The following is a 16538-nucleotide window of genomic DNA, read 5'->3' as shown; positions in this document are numbered from 1 at the left end:
TCCGTTCCAATTTGACACAAATGCCGCTGCCGCGCGGCCTTGGAGGCACTATGGCAAAGACGATCGACCAGCTGATCGACGAGGTGATCGGCCGCGAGGGCGGCTATTCCAATCACCCGGCGGACAAGGGCGGCCCGACGCGGTGGGGCGTCACGCAGGCGACCGCGCGCAATCAGGGCTGGAAAGGCGACATGCGCGACTTCCCCCGCGATATGGCGATGGAGGTGTACAAGCGCCTCTATTGGCTGCGGCCGCAGTTCGACAAGGTGGCGCAGGTCTATCCGCTCGTCGCGGCCGAGATGTTCGACACCGGCATCAACATGGGCGACGGAGTGGCGACCAGCTTCCTGCAGCGCGCACTCAACGCGCTGAACCGCGAGGCAAGCGACTATCCCGATATGGCGGTCGACGGCGCGATCGGGCCGCGCACGCTGAACGCGCTCGAGCAGTATCGCCGCACGCGCGGCGCGGCTGGTGAAGCCGTGCTGCTCAAGGCGCTCGATTGCCTTCAGGGCGCGCGATACCTCGACCTGGCCGAGAAGCGCCCGGCGGACGAGGCGTTCGTCTATGGCTGGCTCGCCAATCGTATTGGACAGGCGGCATGATCCGGTTCGTCCATTACTACGGACATGACGTGTACGTCGTTCCGCAGCGCGTCCTTTATGTTGAGGACGGCGGGTGCGGCTCGCGTGGTCTTTCCGTACGCATCCACCTCGACACCGGCGAGAAAATCTCGATCGGTGGCCGAGTTGAGGACGTGCAGCGCGCCATATCGGAGGCGCTCCGATGATCCGCACATTCTTCGCCTCGATCGGCAGCGCGCTTGGCTGGCTGCTCGGCTTCATCCCGCGCGGCCTCCGCTACGCGCTGTCGCTCAGCGCGACGCAGATCCGCGCGCTGATGTGCTGGGGGATGCTCGCGGGCGTCGCCGTGGAGGGGCTGACCGTGATCCTGCTCGTGATCGCCAGCGGACGATTCGACCCGGCGCTGATCAAGACGGTGATCCTCTACAGCGAATGGCTGCGCATCGCCATGACGGGCGGCGTCGTCGCCATCGCCGTGCAGGCGAACAGCATCAAGGCGCGCATCGGCGAGCAGTTCGAGATCAGCACCATGATCCGACCCGATCAGGCCGGCGAGCCGAAGGAGCCACCGCAATGACATGGATCATCGCGCGCCTGATCGCAGCCGGCGTTCCCGAGCGCGTCGCGAAGCCCGTGCTGATCGCCGCGCTGATTGCGCTGGCGCTCACCGGGCTGGCCATCGCCAAATGCTCATATGATCGATCGATCATCGCGGCGCACGATGCCAAGGCCGGCGCGAAGGCGGCGGCGCGGAACGACGGCGCAAAGGATGCCGCCGCGACCGAGCGCCGCGCCGATGATCGTCGCATTTCAGAGCAAGAGAAAGGACTGAACGATGCCATCGCCAAAGCTCCGCCCGGCGCACCTGGCCCTGCTACTGTCGCTCTCGGCTGTGAGCGGCTGCGGCGACAAGGCACGCGTGCAGCCGATCTTCCCGCCGCCTGTCGATCTGATCGTTGAGGCCGATTGTCCCGCCACCGATCCGCTCGGTTCGAACCGGGCCGTTCGTTGCAAACCGATTGCCACGCCGGAGATCGTCACCGACGATCATGCCGCCGCCGCTTACAGCGCGGCTATCGAAGCATGGGGTGAGCGCGCGGCGGCGGCTGTGGGGCGGCTGTGCCGCTGGGCGGCGCGCAACGGCATGAAGGTGGAGTGCATGCAGCCCTGACCATTGTTGCGAATCGCTCGCGTTCACCACATAATCGTATGGCGACCGAAGGGGCTGACCTCCCTTCGCCTAGCCCGGCGGGAAGTCCTCTCCGCCGGGCTTTCTTTTGCGGCATTGATCCAATTTATTGGCCGGGCACCGCTTTCGCTTTATGCTCACAGGCGAGCGGGGTGAGAGAGGTGCCTTAGATGCCCGAGACCACTAGCCGCTATTTCTTGCGCCGCGCTGAAGCGCACATGAGATTAGCGCAGCGCGCAGAATCACCATCGGTCGCGGATATCCACAGGAGCTTGGCGCGCGAATATCATTATCGAGCGTTGGAACAGGGTATTTGCCTTGGCGGCAATGTCTATCTCGTATCGTCGTCTTAACCCATGTGAATGCCCCGGCGCGCCGATCCTGTCTTGCGAGCCGCGTCAGCCTTAGGGGCGATCGTCCGTCCAGCGCGCGCCGCAGCGTGGGCAGGCATGGTGCGCGACGCTGAGCGTCTCATGCTCACGCACGTTTCCCCGATGGCCAGACGCCGCGCATAGGAGGCGGCGGAAGAAGGATTGACGCTTCTTCATGCGACTGCCCCGTGCTTCGAGATGGCAAGCTCCGCCGCCGCCAATGCATCTTGCCCCGACGCCTTGATATATGCGCCGTACTGGCCCCATCCCATCGCCCGGTAGGATGCAAATCCGCGGCGGCAGAGGGCCCGGAATGATAACTTACTGCGCTTTCCAATCGGCATCGGCCCGGGCCGATGCGGTGAGGTGCTCCGAAGGCATCGCAGCTCGAACAACATGCCGGGCGTGAGCTTGGTGCGGTCGATCTTCATCATGACCACACGCTCCGCAAAACGTCCGGCGTCTCAACCAACCAGATGGCCTGATCGACCGCAGCCTGCATGTTCTCGAAGCCAGTCTGGCCAGCCAGATCCCGGAAGCAGCGGGGCGCATCGGGGCGACCGATCGAATATGTGGTCGGATTGCGTGCGGTGTCTTCGTCGCGCGGGTAAACGGCCAGACACCCCACCCGCGCCCATTCGCCGTCATAGACGTAGGAGACTTCGACCATCTCAGCGGCCCTCCGCTTCGGCGATGGCGGCCTCGACCGTAGCGCGGTTCTGTTGATAGGCGATGCACCCGGAGGCCGCATCCTTGCGCATCCAATAGTCGCGCAGGGCCTTCAGCCCCGGCAAGCAGATGTCGAATTGGGTATCGCCTCGGTGTTCGAGAAGCCCGCGATCGGCCAAGTTATTGGCGGTCCGCCACTGGGCGCCGTGAACGCAGACATCGCCGCGCTTCATAGCTTTCCAGAGCATGAGCCGCTGCGGCTTCGTCAGTGGGCGTTCCATTTCACTTGTCTCCATAACTGATATGACTTATATAACTCGTATCAGTTATGAGGTCAATAAGTGATATGAGGAATAATCGCTTGGCGGAAAAAGTGATATGCGATAGTCCACGAAGGATGGGACGCCCGCCGCTCTGGTCGGAAAATATGCAGGCTCGTTTCAAGGCGGGGACGTTCGATCGCATCAAGCCCCTGCTGCGCGAGGGCGAGGATCGCACCGACTTCATCCGCGAGGCCGTTGAACGCGAGATTGAGCGGCGCGAAGGCACCCGCTCCGGTGAGTGACGAGGACATCGAGCGCGTTGCCAGACAGATGGCCATCGATCGGGGTTTGGAGCCCGACGAAATTGTGGCGGGCGGCGTGAATAGCTTCGGCCCGCACGATTATCATGGCGAGTGCCTGATTCCCGATGTCGCGATCTATGATCAGCGCTGGCGCCTATACTGGTATGAGGCGAAAGGCATGATCAGTCGGGCAGGGCCAGCCGCCGTCTGATCGTCGCAGCCTCAGCTTCCAGCATCCTCGCGCGCGCATGGGCCTCTCGGCTGGCCTTTGAGTGCAGAGCCTCGCCTCGCGCGGCGTAGCGCTCGGCGCGGGCCTTGTCCTCCAGCTCGCGCAGCTGGGCGCGTAGCGCATCGCGCTCGTCAGGCGCGCTCTCGAATTTGACGAAGATCCCCGAGTAGAAGTTGCCGAACCGATCGAGATGGCCGTGTCCCGCCTGTGCGGCCGCGCGGCGGGCATCCGTGAGCGAAGGATACCAGCGGCTGCGACCAGTTGGCGTGACGTATCGATGCTTCAAGCGCGCTCCTGGGCTGCGGGCTCCCCGCCAACTCTCCCGTCGATCATCATCCGCACCGTTCTCTGCACGCCGGCATAGCGGTAGATCGCCTCGATGCTGGAATGCATGGCATTGTGACGGTGGACGTCGGAGAGATAGGCGCTGTGGCGCGATAGCGCCCCCTTATCCATGCTCGCCCAGAACTGATCATACCAGTGCCGTTCGCCGCCGTGCCGATCGTATAGGAAGGCAAGCGCGAGCTTGATCGCCCAGCTGCGCTCGATCGGGGCCGCTCGCCCGCGCGACGCGGCATCCTCCAGCGCCAGCAGGGCGAACTTAGTGAGGGCCTTGTCTCCGATTCGCGTCATGGTGCGCCATGAGAACACATGGAGAACGTCAGTGAAAGGCCCTAAACTGGGGCGGATTTCATATCCATGGTATAATTCATGGTATCGGACAAAATCCGTGTGATTTTATACAATTAAATCAATCCAATATGCCGATTGATTTAATGGGCTCCGTCTCCGCCATATTCCGCTTGAAGGATGCGCACCGCTTCCCAATGCCTGGGCTCTGCGCGTTCGCAGACCGCATTCCGTTCGATGATTTCGCACGCTTTCGCTGCGGAACAGGGCCGCACGTAGGCTGTGGCGTAGGAGCGACCCGAGCTAGCCACTTCACCGCGCCCAACGACACGAAAACCGCAGCTGCCGGATTAAGCCCGGTTCCGCGCGAATACTAAAAATCTTTCGACTGCAGAAGCGCCGATCAACCGCAGACTAGAACTTCACTTTGCCGAGCGTGTCCGGGGCGATTAGATGGCTGTGGCGGGTATATTGAGCGAGAATATGCATGAGTGACTGGTGGACATCCTCGACGATGCCATAATTGTCGCAATCGACGTGCAGGCTGACATCAGCGGCAAGACGCGACGGTCCACCGCCAAATCCAGTCATGGCGATCGTGCGGATTTGCATGCCGGCCGCCATCTCGATGGTCCGCACAATATTGGGAGAGGCGCCCGAGGAACTGATCGCGATTAGCAGGTCACCAGGTTCGCCCATCGATTCGAGCTGGAATGAGAACATCTCTTCGATACCGATGTCGTTGACGATCGCCGTAAGCAACTCAACCGTAGCCGAAAAGCTGTGTACCTTGGGCTTGATGGCAGTGCCCGTCCGAATACCCTTGAGACAATCACACACCAAGTGGTTGGCGATCGCTGCCGAACCGCCATTGCCGCAAGAGTAGATGCGGCCGCCATTGGCCGTCGTCTCCGCGATGAGCGCGCCTGCAGCGCTCAGCGCTTCACGATCAACGGTCGCGGCTGCAGCGGCGAAGCGCTCAAAATATTCGTCTGCATAGCTCCCGGCATCCGGGATCAGTCGATCAGGAAAGTAGGTCAAGGAAACGGTCCTTCTTCAATCCTAGCGTGGATTATAGAACAATATTCGGCTGCCGAGCGGCTCGAATGCAAAATTGACACGGCGCAATCCGATTGCGTTGGCAATGTCGTCATGTCGCTCTTTCGGAGCATAAAACATCAGGAACCCCCCCTGACCGGCGCCCAGCAACTTGCCGCCGAGCGCGCCCGATCCGATCGCCCTGTCATACCAGTCGTCGATCGCCGCGCTCGAAACCCCGGCTGTCAGCGACTTCTTCAGCGACCAGTTCTCGTTCAGGATGGCGCCGAAACTATCAATATTGCCGCAGCTCAGTTCGTCGCGCAAAACATGCGCGAGTTCCGCCATGCGCTTGAGCGCGGCCTGTTTTGCGCCCGAACTCGCGGTCTCGGCAGACTGACTGGCAAGAATGCTGGAGGCGCTCCGGGTGATGCCGGTAAAAAACACCAGAATACGCTGTTCAAGCAATTCCCGCAGATCGCGACGCATCACTACCGGCGACACCGACACGCGCTCGTCGGGATGGAACTCGATAAGGTTCAGGCCGCCAAACGCCGCCGCATATTGATCCTGCTTGCCGATCGGCTGGCCGCAGCGATCGATCTCGATCTCGCAGCTGCCCTTGGCCAGCTCCTCCGCCGCCACGTGCCGCCCCTGGTAGGCGTTGAGGACATTGAGGAGGCCAACGGTAAATGTCGATGACGAACCCAGCCCCGTGCCGCGCGAAGGTATGTCAGCCGTCGTCGTGATCTCGACGCCGCCACGCAGGCCCTGCATGCGAAACGCAGCCTTGACCAGTTCATGCTCTATCTCGTCGACGGAGCGGACTTCTTCGGTCTTGGAGTAGGCAAGGCGGATATCGCCGTCGAATTTGCGGTTGATGCTGACGTAGACATATTTATCGATCGCGGTCGACAGCACCGCGCCACCATGCTCCCGATAGAAAGCAGGAAGGTCGCTGCCGCCTCCGACGAAACTCATGCGTAGCGGTGTCTGGCTGATGATCATATTTTTGACCTACTTGAACTCGGTGATCGGGGTTGTGGCAAGAATTTGATCGACCGCTTCCGGGAAATCCGCCGCGCGGAATGTCGGCTCGGCCTGCCATTTGCCGTCGCGTCCCGCTTCGCCCGTAGCCACCAATACCGAACGCAGCCCGGCGCGCTCGGCCATCGCGATATCGGCCGTGCTGTCCCCAATCATCCACGATTGAGCGAGATCAATGTTCATTGCCTGTGCCGCCGCCTCGACCATTGCGGTTCCCGGCTTGCGGCAGTCACAGGCGCGCTTGAGTTCCTCCACCTCGCCCGCAAAGCCGCGATCCGGATGATGCGGACAATAATGGATCGCGTCCAGATAGGCTCCGTCCGCGCCAAGTCCGGCCTCGAGCTTGGCATGAATCCGCGCCAGGCCAGTCTCGTCGCATTCGCCGCGCGCCAGCACCGGCTGGTTGGTTATGACCACCACACGATATTCGGCATCGTTCAGCCGTTTCACTGCCGCACCCACATGCGCGAACAGTTCGAGATCGTCCGCGCGGCTGATATGGCCGTTCAGCCGGTTGAGCGTGCCGTCGCGATCGACGAAAACTGCGCGCTGCCGACGATCGCGCCGCGCGCGGCGCACGAGACCGCTGCGCAAATGCCTCTCGGCCTTGTCGAGACGTGCCGGCGTGCCGATGTCCTTGATATATTCGAACGAGACATGACCCTTGAGGCGCGCGCCTTCGGTCAACATCGCAGGGAAGAGATCCTTCGCGAAATCACCGACGCCCATCTTCCCTGCCCACGGCTCCAGAGCACGCTTCTCCACGATGTAGAAGGCGGCGTTGACGAGGTTCCGAAGATTGCGGCCATGATCATGCGGATATGGGTGGAAAGCGGTGATCCAGCCATCCCGGTCGATCTCGACCAGATCCGAATCGGCAGGATGATCGTTCGGATGGAGGAGTAATGTAGCATCGGCCCCCGCAACGACGTGCTCGGCAATCATATGTTCGACATCGAGATCGAACAGCGTGTCGCCGTAAACGACGGCGAAGCGATCCTCCAGGCGATCGAGGCAGGCCAGCGTCGCTCCCGCCGTTCCCTTCGGCTGGCCGTCATCGATCAACGCGATGCGCGCCGGGAGATCTGCCCTGGCGACGAACTCCGCGATCTGGTCGGCGGCGTGGTTCACCAGAAGCACGATGTCATCGACGCCATATTCGGCAAGCGCTTCGATCTGACGGCGCAGCAACGGCACACCGTCGACATCGACCAGCGGTTTCGGCTTGCCTGCAAGGCGGCTCGCAAGCCTGGTTCCCTTACCGCCGGCCAGGATGACGGCCTGCGTCACCGATCGCGCTCCTGATCGACAATCTCCTCGACCGCGCGCGCCAGGGCACCCCGTGAATCAAGCGCCGGCGCCCAGCCCGTCTTGAGCAGCCGCTGCACCGAATAGCGAAAGCGCGGCACATCCCCTACCCAGCCACGATTACCCTCGCCAAAATGGATAGCTGCAGCGGGCTTGAAGACGTTGCGCACGGATTCCGCGATGAAGCGAACGGTCACGCCCTCGTCCGTGGGTCCGATATTATAGACAGCGAACGGCTCACCACGGTCAGCGATATGCAGCATTGCCGCAACAAGATCGCTGACGTGAAGATAACCCTTCTGCTGCGTGCCATCGCCAAGCACGTCGAGCCGGTCGGGCGTGGCCTTCAGCTTGCCGACAAAATCGAGAATCACACCGTGGGTCGCAGGCACGCCGATCACATTGGGAAAGCGGAATATCGAAACCCGCCCAACATAGGCTTCGTGAGCTGCGCGCAGTTGCGCCTCCGATGCGAGCTTCATCGCCCCATAATTTGAGATTGGCAGCAACGGGCCTATATTTTCGTGGATCAGCGCATCGCCTTGATCGCCGTAGATCGCCGAACTCGAGGCAAAATGGATCACACCGATCCCCAGGCGCTTCATCACGTCAAGCAGAGCAACTGTGGTCATGAACGTCTGCCGCAGATCGACGCGATAATCGGCGACGCCCGCTGGAATGTCGGAATTCGCGGCCATATGCCATATTTCATCGATCGATTGACCGGCGAGAATCGGCTCCAACGCATCGGGATCGCTGCAATCGGCCTGAACGAAGGTAAAGGCCGGATTGTTGTTGAAGCGCTCCATCGCCTCGCGAGTGCCGCGCGACAGATCGTCGACGACCAGCACATGGTCTCCACGATCCAGCAGAGCGGCGGCGAGGTTGACGCCGATGAAACCCGCCCCCCCGGCAATCATATGCATTGTCACTTTTGGATGTGTCCTCGTGGAATAAACCCGCGTAGCGCGCGAACTTCATGCAACATCCCGAGCCGCTTCGGGCCCGAAGGATGCCCGCTGTAAGCCGCTCCCGAGGCGATATGTCAACGGGTTCGGATTGCCCCGGCAAGAATGGAGCCCCCTCCCGAAGGAGGGGGGCGCCTAGCCGTGGCGGAAGCCTTGCGCGCCTCCGATCAACGCCGCTTCATGGCCCGCAGCGCACGGATCCAGTGCAAATCATCCGGGGTGAATGCCGAAGTTCCAATCCTGCTTGCGACAAACTGCACGACATGGACCGTATCGGACCCAAATATCCGATTTTCGCCCGGGCGACTCGTTTGCACGTCCGGCCGTCCATCGCGGTGCCTGGTTTGCGATGTTGCACGAGGATCAATAATGGATAATGCGAGGCCGAGAAGGTGACCTCGGTCCAGCCGGGCAGATGTCCGCGCTAGCCTGGGGTGGGAGGAGATTGAAATCACATGCATGATTCCGCGTACCGGATTGGCGAACTGGTCATGCAAACCTATTGTGATCTTCCGAACGCACGGATCCTTGAGATCGGTTCCATGGACGTCAATGGGAGCCTGCGCGATGCCGCCGCGCCCACTACGCGCTATGTGGGCCTTGATCTTGAAGCCGGCAAAGGTGTCGATGTCGTCATCCAACCCGGTGAAGAGCTGCCGTTCGACGACAACAGTTTCGACCTTATCATGGCGTCGTCGGCATTCGAGCATGATCCGCGCTTCTGGGAGACATTCGGCGAGATGTGCCGCGTGGCCCAGCCCGGCGGACATATCTATGTCAATGTGCCATCGAACGGCGGGGTGCATCGCTACCCTCTGGATTGCTGGCGCTTCTATCCCGACGCAGGCATCGCTCTGGTGAGTTACGCCGAAGCCCAGGGGATCGATATCCAGCTTGTCGAAAGCTTCGTCGGACGAAAATCCTCCGACGCCTGGGATGGCTGGAATGATTTCGTCGCCATTTTCCGCAAAGGTCCAAGCAAGGCCCCTTTGAATCGTGACTTCGTATACAAGCGCTATCCTTCGAATAATGCGCGGACCTGGGATTCTCCAACATTGTTTTTTGAGGATTCCGCTCCGGAAGACATGCAACGGGTACGAGATTTGCGACAACAGTTCGCCGAACAGGAAGGCAGGCTGAGCGGCATTTCTGCGGAACTTGCAAACGTCGGCGAAAAGCTCGCTCTTGCGGAAAACGGCCTGCATCAAAGCCGGGAAGAGATCGGTCGGCACCTCAGCGCAATTGACCAGCTCACGTCGGAACGAGCTGAGGCGGAACGACAAAAGGAGAAGCTGGCCGGCGACCTTCGCATCTCGGAAGCGGAAACCGGACATTTGCGCTCGACGGCAGCCAGCCTTGAGCGGCAGATCGAGGCATTCGTAACGGCATTGCAGGCCCAGAGCGACATCCTGGCGCGCGCGCAGGAACGCGATCAGACGTTGATCGGATCCTTGCAGGGCGACCTGGCAGGCCTTCGTGCGGAGCATTTCGACCTTCGTGTCGAACATGCCGACCTTCGTGCAGAGCATACCAGCCTTCGCACAGAGTATCAGTCACATATTGATCGTGCGTCCGCCGAACTCGCGCACTTCCAGGCGCGCGAACATGAACTTGGCGCAATGATCGAGGCCGGGAACGCGCGGCGCATCGAAGCCGAAACCCAGGCCGGCGCCCGTCAGAGAGAAATTGAAGACATCTCCAGTCGGCTCCGACAAGCGCAACGCCATCAAGTGGACATGGAATGGCTTCGTGCTGTCCATATAGCGTTGAACGGTCGACCGTTCTGGTGGCATCTCTTGCCGGCACCATCGCGGCGCAAACGCGAATATGGCCTGCTGCGCAGGGCGGGCCTATTCGACAATGCAGCTTATCTCGCGTGCCATTCCGATGTCGCGGCGTCGGGAATGGACCCTCTTCACCACTATATCACCCACGGTATGAGCGAGAGACGGAGTCGCGGCCTCAACTGAGCTTTCTGGTAATATATTACCGAGACAGCTTGCAATCTATCACGGAATATGAAGTTAAAATCGCTAAACCTGCCCGTGAAAAGGGCTGGCGGAGATCAATGGAGCGCGCGCCTGCGCCGCGACGCGAGTTTTTGATGCGCCCAGCTTGTCCACCGGCACTTCCCAAGCCACCGTTCATGGTCTTAAAACTTGGGTCAACCGCTCGAAAGCGACAATAAGAACATCTGAATCTGCCTCGTCCCAGATCAGCTCTCTTACGAAGAAAGGATTGCGCTTGCCCCTGCTGTTCCGGAAACGTGCCAAAGCGCGCAAGCTTGCAGCCGCCGCCGATATCATCCGCGGCTCGGAACTGTTCGATGCCGAATGGTATGTGAGGGAAAATGTCGGCGGGCTGCACGTCAGCGGTGATGCCGCCACTCATTATCTGCGTTATGGCCGCCGTTATGGTTTCGAGCCGGGCCCCAATTTTTCGAGCCGACACTATCTGGAGCGTTACCCCGATGTAGCCGCTCATGACATCGATCCGCTGGTGCACTACATCTTGCACGGCCGCAGCGAGAATCGGGTCATTTCGGATGATCCAATGGCGCCGCAGCCGGCCATCAGTGTCGCCGCGCGCCGGGCGGCAGCAGGGGCAAAGCCCACCTTAACGGCGCGGCCGCCCTCACCGCCGCTGCGAAAGCCAAGTCGAAGGGCGCTTCGATTGCAGGCGGAGCTTATTCGTACATCCGATCTCTTTGATGGCGACTGGTATGTGCAAGCCTATCTCAATAACGCCAGAACAACCGATCTGGTCCGTCACTATCTGACGATCGGCGCACACGCCGGCTATGACCCCGGTCCCGCCTTCTCAGGGCAACGCTATCTGGCGGCCTATCCTGATGTCGCCGAGGCAGGCGAAAATCCGTTGGTCCACTATCTGCGGTTCGGCAAAAACGAAGGTCGCGTCGCTTATGCAGTGCCGCCTCCATCGCAGCTTCGCGAACTGCCAAGGACTGCTCTGGACGGCCCTGTCGCTCGCCCCGCTCCGGTCGATTTGCCGAGCAGCGCGGAAGCTGTGCAGGTTGAGTCCGGCGCCGCATCGCCAAGCATAATGTTCGTTTCCGGCGAACCTGATACGCCGGGTAATTTTTATCGAGTGATCAACTATGTGGAAGCCGCTCGGGCAAATGGATGGCGCTCGGATTGGATAAGGGGAGATGAACTGGCCAATCGCATGGCCGAAATTCGCGAGTTCGATATCCTCGCCGTCTGGCGGATGTCTTGGGACGCCAATCTGGAGGATGCAGTTTCTACAATGCGCTCTCTCGGTCGAACGGTGATTTTCGATTGCGACGATCTGATGACGGAACCGCGGCTGGCCACGCTGCAGTTCATCGACGGCATCCGTTCCAACCTTCTGACCGAACAGGGCGTGCAGGAACATTTCTCACGCATCCGTGAGTCGATGTTGGCGGCCGATCTGTGCTTTACCACTACCGATCAGCTCGCTTTTCACATGCGATGGAGCGACAAGACCACATTCGTCAACCCCAACGGCTTCACCCAATTCACTCACGATCTTTCCCGCCGAGCCGCGCGAGAATGGGTGTCGCAGCGGGACGGATTGATCCGGATCGGCTATGCTGGCGGTTCCCGCACTCACCAGAAGGATCTCGGCGTTGCGATGGGCGCAATCTGTCGAATTCTGAGGGAGCATAGCGAATGTCGTCTAGTCCTGTTCCGCACGCCGGACGAGCTGCGGCCGCTCGTGGACATCGAGGAATATCCCGAACTCGACGATCTGCACGACCAAATCGAGTGGCGGCCCATCCAGCCGCTCAGGAATCTGCCTATTGAGATGGCGCGCTTTGACATCAATCTTGCGCCCCTTGAAGTCGGAAATCCATTCTGTGAGGCCAAGAGCCAGCTCAAATTTTTCGAAGCTGGCCTGGTCAATTGCACGACCGTTGCATCGCCTACCGGGCCATTTCGCGACTCCATCTCGCACGGCAAGACAGGCTTCCTCGCCGCCACTGGCGATGATTGGTATGCCTGCCTGAAGCGGCTCGTAAACGATGCCGGATTGCGAGAGAGGGTCGGGCGCAATGCCTATCTGGCCGCTCTCGCCAATTTCGGTCCGCGCCGTCGGGCGCTCCAGTTTGGTTGCGTGCTCGATCAGCTTCAGGGCGGCCCAAGCGCTGCGCGCGCCTTCGCGCTGAGCGCGAGTAATGCTCGTCAGCCATCGACACTTCCGGGGATCTATCCTTCGGCAACGGTCTTCGAGGCCGACAAGGGCGGGCAGGCTGAAGTATCCGTCATCATTCCGCTCTACAACTATGCATCGGTCGTGGTCGAAGCACTCGATTCTGTTCGCGATCAGACGATGCGCGATCTCGATCTCATCATTGTCGACGGATTTTCGACGGACGATTCCCTGGACGTCGCGCTCGAATGGGCGAAGCGTAATGCTGATCGCTTTAACCGTATCACCGTCCTCAAGAATCTTGCCAATTACGGTCTCGGCCTTTGCCGCAATTCCGGTTTCGACGCGGCGGACACGCCCTACGTGCTTCCCCTCGATGCCGACAACCGCCTGCGCCCTGATTGTTGCCAACGGCTGTTGGCCGCGATCAAACAAAGCGGTGCAGCTTATGTCTACCCGACGATCCAGCATTTCGGTGCGTCGACCGCACAGATTTCAAACACACCTTATCGTGCGCAGCGCTTCACGGCTGGCAATTATGTCGATGCTATGGCGCTGGTCTCGAAGGAGGCCTGGGCCATGATAGGCGGCTACAACCATGTACGCTTCGGGTGGGAGGATTATGACTTCTGGGCCCGACTGGCCGAAATCGGGCTGGCGGGCGAATGGCTGCCCGAAGTTCTCGCGGATTACCGCGTGCACCAGACGTCGATGATGAAAACCCAGACCGTTGTCGATGGCAATTATCGCAAGCTTCACCGCGATTTCGCCCAGCGCCACCCCTGGGTCGCGTTGGTCGATACCGAGACGCGCCGACACCCGTACAATGGAGATCCGCGGATCACCGCCTCAGGTGAGCGGACCAGACTCGACGATTTGTTGACGCTTCTGCGCTGCCCGATAACTGGACAGAAGCTCGCTTATGACGAAGCACGTGAAGCGTTAATCAGCTACGATGGCGCAATGCGCTGGCCGATCAAGGAGGGACGCCCCTGCCTGTCGCAGGATTTGGCTGATCCGCAGGTTATGCCTGCGGATCACATCAGCAACGAATTGCCTGAGGAAGCGCTGGAAGTGATCCGCGAAACCAAGGGTTGGGTGCTCAACCTCAGCGCCGGCGGCTCGCGCTATAAGTTCGACCATGTTGTCGAGATGGAGTTTGCCGTGTTCCGACACACGGACATCGTCGGCGATGCACACCACCTGCCCTTCGATGACGAGAGCTTCGAAGCCATCGTGGTGATGAATGCCTTTGAACATTACCACGATCCTCGCCGGGTCGCCGCAGAATTGCACCGGGTGCTGAAACCGGGCGGACGGATACATGTCCGCACCGCATTCCTGCAGCCGCTGCACGAGAAGCCCTATCACTTCTACAACTGCACGCGGCATGGGATGGAGCGCTGGTTCGAGGCATTCGAAACAGAATTGTTGCACGTTTCGACGAACTTCTGTCCCAATCACACTCTTGCCTGGGTCGCCTCCGAGGCAGAGGCGGCGCTGCGGCGCGACCTGTCGGATCGGGCTGCAGAAGATTTCATGGCTGCGCCTATCCGGCAGCTCGTCGAAATTTGGCGGGATCCCAGCAAGCGCGACACGTCCTTATGGACGAATTTCGAACAGCTCTCGCAGGAGAATCAGGAGATTATCGCGGCAGGTTTCGAGCTATTTGGCAAGCGGCCGTCGGATTTTCCCAAGCTTTGAACATATTAGATTGGCGATTGATAGAGATCAGTCCACGATCAATCACATAACCGTCGGTGCTTTATGAAAAATCTCAAAGATTATCCGCCTGAATTTGATGCAGAATATTATAAGGCGCGCTACCCGGAACTCGCCACGGCAAGTGATTCGCAGGCCGAATCTCATTTTCGGGAACACGGCGCAGCGGCGGGTCTTGAGGGCTCGCCGATGGCTCGTCGGGAAGAGTTCATAAAAGAACTGGTCAGCCACGAAACGGGAAACGCCCTTGAGATTGGACCATTCTGTAGTCCGATACTCCGCGGGCCGAATGTCGCATATTTGGATGCTTTTGATGCGCCGGAATTGCGGACCCGGGCCAGACAGCATGGGCTAGACCCACAGCTATGCCCGGAAACCATAGATTTCGTTGGTGATCTCGAGAATGTGGACCGCAAGTTCGCATTTGTCCTGAGCAGCCATACAATCGAACATTCACCTGATCTCGTCCATCATCTGAAATCCGTATCTGCGTTGCTAGACTATGGCGGTAAATATTACCTCATGATCCCGGACAAGCGATTCTGCTTTGATGCCCTGAAAGCTGAAAGCACGGTCGGGTCTGTGTTGCCGGCCTTTAGCGAAAAGCGGAGGCGACATACATTACAAAGCGTCATAGAATATAATTTATTTTCTACTCACAACAACCCGGCGCTGCACTGGCAAGGAATATCTCCGCCATCTTTTACCGGAAAATTGGCGGAAAGCATAACATTTTGGATGAACGCCTTCGATGAGGCCGGAGATAATTACATTGATACGCACGCTTGGTATTTTACGCCTCAATCATTTCGATCGATAACTTCTATACTATTCGAATTGCATCTCACGGGACTCAAGCCGATTCGAGTCTACGACACACCTCGAGACCGATTTGAATTTTGCGCCATTCTCGAAAAGTCGCCGCAGTAGGGGTGGATAATTCGCTAGATTCTTGCAAGATAAGACATCAATGGTCGAGACTTTGATCTTTCTGATAAGTGAGCATGGTGCACATGAATAGAACAAACACTCTTCTGAAAGGATTGGCAAGAACCGATAAGATTATAGAAATTGGGCCGAGCCACGCCCCACTCGCGCCGAAGAGTGATGGATGGAATTCGTTTACGCTGGATCACGACGTACGTGAAAATCTGGCGATAAAATATAGATCGATGGGAATCGATACAACGTTGATCGAGCATGTCGACTTTGTATGGAAATCAGGTCCGATCGTAGATGCCGTTCCGCGAGAGCATCATGGTACTTTCAAGGGGTTCATAGCGAGCCATGTTATAGAACACTCGACGGATGTTGTTCGATTTTTGTTGTCGGCGCAGAATCTTACCTCGGCGGACGGACTGATCGTTCTCGCTGTCCCAGACAAGCGAAAGAGCTTTGACTTTTTTCGCCCCGTTTCGACCACATCTCAAGCTTTAGTCGCCTTTCACGAATGCAGGGACAGGCATACGGCACAGACTCATTTCGATAATGCGGCATTTGTGGTAAATCGAGGCAGTGACGCCGGATGGCTCGAAACTGACGCGCGCGAGTCTCGCTTCGCTTCAGATCTTGCGGGGGCGTCAGCGCATTGGACCATGGCCGAAAAAGATGAGTATGTAGATGCTCATGCTTGGATATTCACGCCAGCGAGCTTCGAGCTGATGATCGTTGAGCTGTCGGAACTCGGCTATCTGGATTTGCGCGTGGAGCGCCGGCTGGAGAACCCGACAACCGAATTCTATGCATGGCTAAAGCGCGGACGCATCGCAAGGGATCAGGTTCAATGCCGCAGGCTGGAGCTTATGAATGAGATCGTTCTCGAACTCGCCGAACAATCGCGACAAATAGCGAACAACTCACCCCCAAAGACTTGACGGCCATTCGATAAATTTGCGGATATGCTTGGTGCCGTCAACACTCAAAGTCCATTTGAAAACGCGTGACATGCTCCCCTGATTGTTACCATTCAGAGGAAGAGTCCGGCTCTGACGTGACCCCCGCTTTTTCCTCCAGTTGGAGCTAGAGTCCGACCCGACAAAGGGACGGACAGATGAAGCGGAAGC

At 59.2% G+C, this 16538-nt stretch carries 20 protein-coding genes; 11 read left to right on the top strand and 9 right to left on the bottom strand.

All coding sequences use genetic code 11. The annotated features are described in order from the left end of the window. Positions 1-50: 50 nt before the first annotated feature. Genes AC3WT0_RS12685 through AC3WT0_RS12665 form a run of 5 tightly spaced genes read left to right on the top strand, consistent with a single transcriptional unit; the run spans position 51 to position 1755 of the window. Positions 51-605, top strand: coding sequence for a glycoside hydrolase family 108 protein (locus AC3WT0_RS12685; protein WP_492753765.1), 555 nt, complete (start codon positions 51-53; stop codon positions 603-605). After that, the gene (locus AC3WT0_RS12680; protein WP_492753764.1) at positions 602-790 is read left to right on the top strand and encodes a hypothetical protein; all 189 of its coding nucleotides are present in this window, start codon (positions 602-604) and stop codon (positions 788-790) included. Before AC3WT0_RS12685 ends, AC3WT0_RS12680 begins: the two co-directional genes overlap by 4 nt. Then, positions 787-1161 carry a hypothetical protein gene (locus AC3WT0_RS12675; RefSeq protein WP_492753763.1) on the top strand — a complete coding sequence of 125 codons (375 nt, stop codon included), beginning with the start codon at positions 787-789 and terminating at the stop codon, positions 1159-1161. Before AC3WT0_RS12680 ends, AC3WT0_RS12675 begins: the two co-directional genes overlap by 4 nt. After that, on the top strand, positions 1158-1544 hold the full coding sequence (locus AC3WT0_RS12670; protein WP_492753762.1) for a hypothetical protein: 387 nt from the start codon (positions 1158-1160) through the stop codon (positions 1542-1544). Before AC3WT0_RS12675 ends, AC3WT0_RS12670 begins: the two co-directional genes overlap by 4 nt. After that, positions 1504-1755, top strand: a complete 252-nt coding sequence (locus tag AC3WT0_RS12665; RefSeq protein WP_492753761.1) for a hypothetical protein — start codon at positions 1504-1506, stop codon at positions 1753-1755. The genes AC3WT0_RS12670 and AC3WT0_RS12665 overlap by 41 nt, the downstream gene beginning before the upstream one ends. A 562-nt stretch (positions 1756-2317) precedes the next feature. On the opposite strand, the gene AC3WT0_RS12660 is transcribed toward AC3WT0_RS12665, so the two are convergent. The 3 genes from AC3WT0_RS12660 to AC3WT0_RS12650 are packed head-to-tail and all read right to left on the bottom strand — an operon-like array spanning position 2318 to position 3094. Beyond that, a complete protein-coding gene (locus AC3WT0_RS12660) occupies positions 2318-2578 on the bottom strand; it encodes a hypothetical protein (RefSeq protein ID WP_492753760.1) in 261 nt (86 codons plus the stop codon). Further along, positions 2575-2814 (bottom strand): hypothetical protein, encoded by a 240-nt coding sequence (locus AC3WT0_RS12655; protein ID WP_492753759.1) that lies wholly within the window; start codon positions 2812-2814, stop codon positions 2575-2577. The genes AC3WT0_RS12660 and AC3WT0_RS12655 overlap by 4 nt, the downstream gene beginning before the upstream one ends. A 1-nt stretch (position 2815) precedes the next feature. Beyond that, positions 2816-3094 (bottom strand): hypothetical protein, encoded by a 279-nt coding sequence (locus AC3WT0_RS12650; protein WP_492753758.1) that lies wholly within the window; start codon positions 3092-3094, stop codon positions 2816-2818. 146 nt (positions 3095-3240) lie between these two features. Between AC3WT0_RS12650 and AC3WT0_RS12645 the strand changes: the two genes are divergently transcribed. Both AC3WT0_RS12645 and AC3WT0_RS12640 read left to right on the top strand, forming a co-directional pair. Beyond that, the gene (locus tag AC3WT0_RS12645; protein ID WP_492753757.1) at positions 3241-3378 is read left to right on the top strand and encodes a YlcI/YnfO family protein; all 138 of its coding nucleotides are present in this window, start codon (positions 3241-3243) and stop codon (positions 3376-3378) included. Then, positions 3371-3589, top strand: coding sequence for a hypothetical protein (locus AC3WT0_RS12640; RefSeq protein ID WP_492753756.1), 219 nt, complete (start codon positions 3371-3373; stop codon positions 3587-3589). Before AC3WT0_RS12645 ends, AC3WT0_RS12640 begins: the two co-directional genes overlap by 8 nt. On the opposite strand, the gene AC3WT0_RS12635 is transcribed toward AC3WT0_RS12640, so the two are convergent. The 6 genes from AC3WT0_RS12635 to AC3WT0_RS12610 form a co-directional block, all read right to left on the bottom strand. After that, positions 3561-3893 carry a hypothetical protein gene (locus AC3WT0_RS12635; protein WP_492753755.1) on the bottom strand — a complete coding sequence of 111 codons (333 nt, stop codon included), beginning with the start codon at positions 3891-3893 and terminating at the stop codon, positions 3561-3563. The two genes, AC3WT0_RS12640 and AC3WT0_RS12635, sit on opposite strands and share 29 nt — an antisense overlap. After that, positions 3890-4240 carry a hypothetical protein gene (locus AC3WT0_RS12630; protein WP_492753754.1) on the bottom strand — a complete coding sequence of 117 codons (351 nt, stop codon included), beginning with the start codon at positions 4238-4240 and terminating at the stop codon, positions 3890-3892. Before AC3WT0_RS12630 ends, AC3WT0_RS12635 begins: the two co-directional genes overlap by 4 nt. A gap of 411 nt (positions 4241-4651) precedes the next feature. Next, positions 4652-5278, bottom strand: a complete 627-nt coding sequence (locus AC3WT0_RS12625; protein WP_492753753.1) for a D-sedoheptulose-7-phosphate isomerase — start codon at positions 5276-5278, stop codon at positions 4652-4654. Positions 5279-5299: 21 nt separating this feature from the next. Beyond that, positions 5300-6283: a GHMP family kinase ATP-binding protein gene (locus tag AC3WT0_RS12620; protein ID WP_492753752.1), complete on the bottom strand. Its 984-nt coding sequence runs from the start codon at positions 6281-6283 to the stop codon at positions 5300-5302. 9 nt (positions 6284-6292) lie between these two features. Beyond that, positions 6293-7612, bottom strand: coding sequence for an HAD-IIIA family hydrolase (locus AC3WT0_RS12615; RefSeq protein ID WP_492753751.1), 1320 nt, complete (start codon positions 7610-7612; stop codon positions 6293-6295). After that, the gene (locus AC3WT0_RS12610; protein ID WP_492753750.1) at positions 7609-8556 is read right to left on the bottom strand and encodes an NAD-dependent epimerase/dehydratase family protein; all 948 of its coding nucleotides are present in this window, start codon (positions 8554-8556) and stop codon (positions 7609-7611) included. The genes AC3WT0_RS12615 and AC3WT0_RS12610 overlap by 4 nt, the downstream gene beginning before the upstream one ends. Positions 8557-9053: 497 nt before the next feature. Between AC3WT0_RS12610 and AC3WT0_RS12605 the strand changes: the two genes are divergently transcribed. From AC3WT0_RS12605 to AC3WT0_RS12590, 4 genes are all read left to right on the top strand, one after another. Continuing rightward, on the top strand, positions 9054-10568 hold the full coding sequence (locus tag AC3WT0_RS12605; RefSeq protein WP_492753749.1) for a class I SAM-dependent methyltransferase: 1515 nt from the start codon (positions 9054-9056) through the stop codon (positions 10566-10568). 274 nt (positions 10569-10842) lie between these two features. Then, positions 10843-14457 carry a glycosyltransferase gene (locus AC3WT0_RS12600; protein ID WP_492753748.1) on the top strand — a complete coding sequence of 1205 codons (3615 nt, stop codon included), beginning with the start codon at positions 10843-10845 and terminating at the stop codon, positions 14455-14457. A 63-nt stretch (positions 14458-14520) separates the two neighbouring features. Continuing rightward, on the top strand, positions 14521-15405 hold the full coding sequence (locus AC3WT0_RS12595; RefSeq protein WP_492753747.1) for a class I SAM-dependent methyltransferase: 885 nt from the start codon (positions 14521-14523) through the stop codon (positions 15403-15405). 83 nt (positions 15406-15488) lie between these two features. After that, the gene (locus AC3WT0_RS12590; RefSeq protein ID WP_492753746.1) at positions 15489-16349 is read left to right on the top strand and encodes a hypothetical protein; all 861 of its coding nucleotides are present in this window, start codon (positions 15489-15491) and stop codon (positions 16347-16349) included. Positions 16350-16538: the final 189 nt, after the last annotated feature.

Source organism: Sphingomonas sp. EU05-FHT14C10 (assembly GCF_058790595.1).
This window is presented reverse-complemented; position numbering and strand designations above follow the sequence as displayed.

Bases quoted from the DNA above. Each gene is read 5' to 3' on its own strand.
- AC3WT0_RS12620 (WP_492753752.1), bottom strand. From the start codon at position 6,283: ATGATCATCAGCCAGACACCGCTACGCATGAGTTTCGTCGGAGGCGGC.
- AC3WT0_RS12685 (WP_492753765.1), top strand. From the start codon at position 51: ATGGCAAAGACGATCGACCAGCTGATCGACGAGGTGATCGGCCGCGAG.
- AC3WT0_RS12645 (WP_492753757.1), top strand. From the start codon at position 3,241: ATGCAGGCTCGTTTCAAGGCGGGGACGTTCGATCGCATCAAGCCCCTG.
- AC3WT0_RS12655 (WP_492753759.1), bottom strand. From the start codon at position 2,814: ATGGTCGAAGTCTCCTACGTCTATGACGGCGAATGGGCGCGGGTGGGG.
- AC3WT0_RS12660 (WP_492753760.1), bottom strand. From the start codon at position 2,578: ATGATGAAGATCGACCGCACCAAGCTCACGCCCGGCATGTTGTTCGAG.
- AC3WT0_RS12590 (WP_492753746.1), top strand. From the start codon at position 15,489: ATGAATAGAACAAACACTCTTCTGAAAGGATTGGCAAGAACCGATAAG.
- AC3WT0_RS12680 (WP_492753764.1), top strand. From the start codon at position 602: ATGATCCGGTTCGTCCATTACTACGGACATGACGTGTACGTCGTTCCG.
- AC3WT0_RS12605 (WP_492753749.1), top strand. From the start codon at position 9,054: ATGCATGATTCCGCGTACCGGATTGGCGAACTGGTCATGCAAACCTAT.
- AC3WT0_RS12610 (WP_492753750.1), bottom strand. From the start codon at position 8,556: ATGCATATGATTGCCGGGGGGGCGGGTTTCATCGGCGTCAACCTCGCC.
- AC3WT0_RS12595 (WP_492753747.1), top strand. From the start codon at position 14,521: ATGAAAAATCTCAAAGATTATCCGCCTGAATTTGATGCAGAATATTAT.
- AC3WT0_RS12670 (WP_492753762.1), top strand. From the start codon at position 1,158: ATGACATGGATCATCGCGCGCCTGATCGCAGCCGGCGTTCCCGAGCGC.
- AC3WT0_RS12675 (WP_492753763.1), top strand. From the start codon at position 787: ATGATCCGCACATTCTTCGCCTCGATCGGCAGCGCGCTTGGCTGGCTG.
- AC3WT0_RS12630 (WP_492753754.1), bottom strand. From the start codon at position 4,240: ATGACGCGAATCGGAGACAAGGCCCTCACTAAGTTCGCCCTGCTGGCG.
- AC3WT0_RS12650 (WP_492753758.1), bottom strand. From the start codon at position 3,094: ATGGAACGCCCACTGACGAAGCCGCAGCGGCTCATGCTCTGGAAAGCT.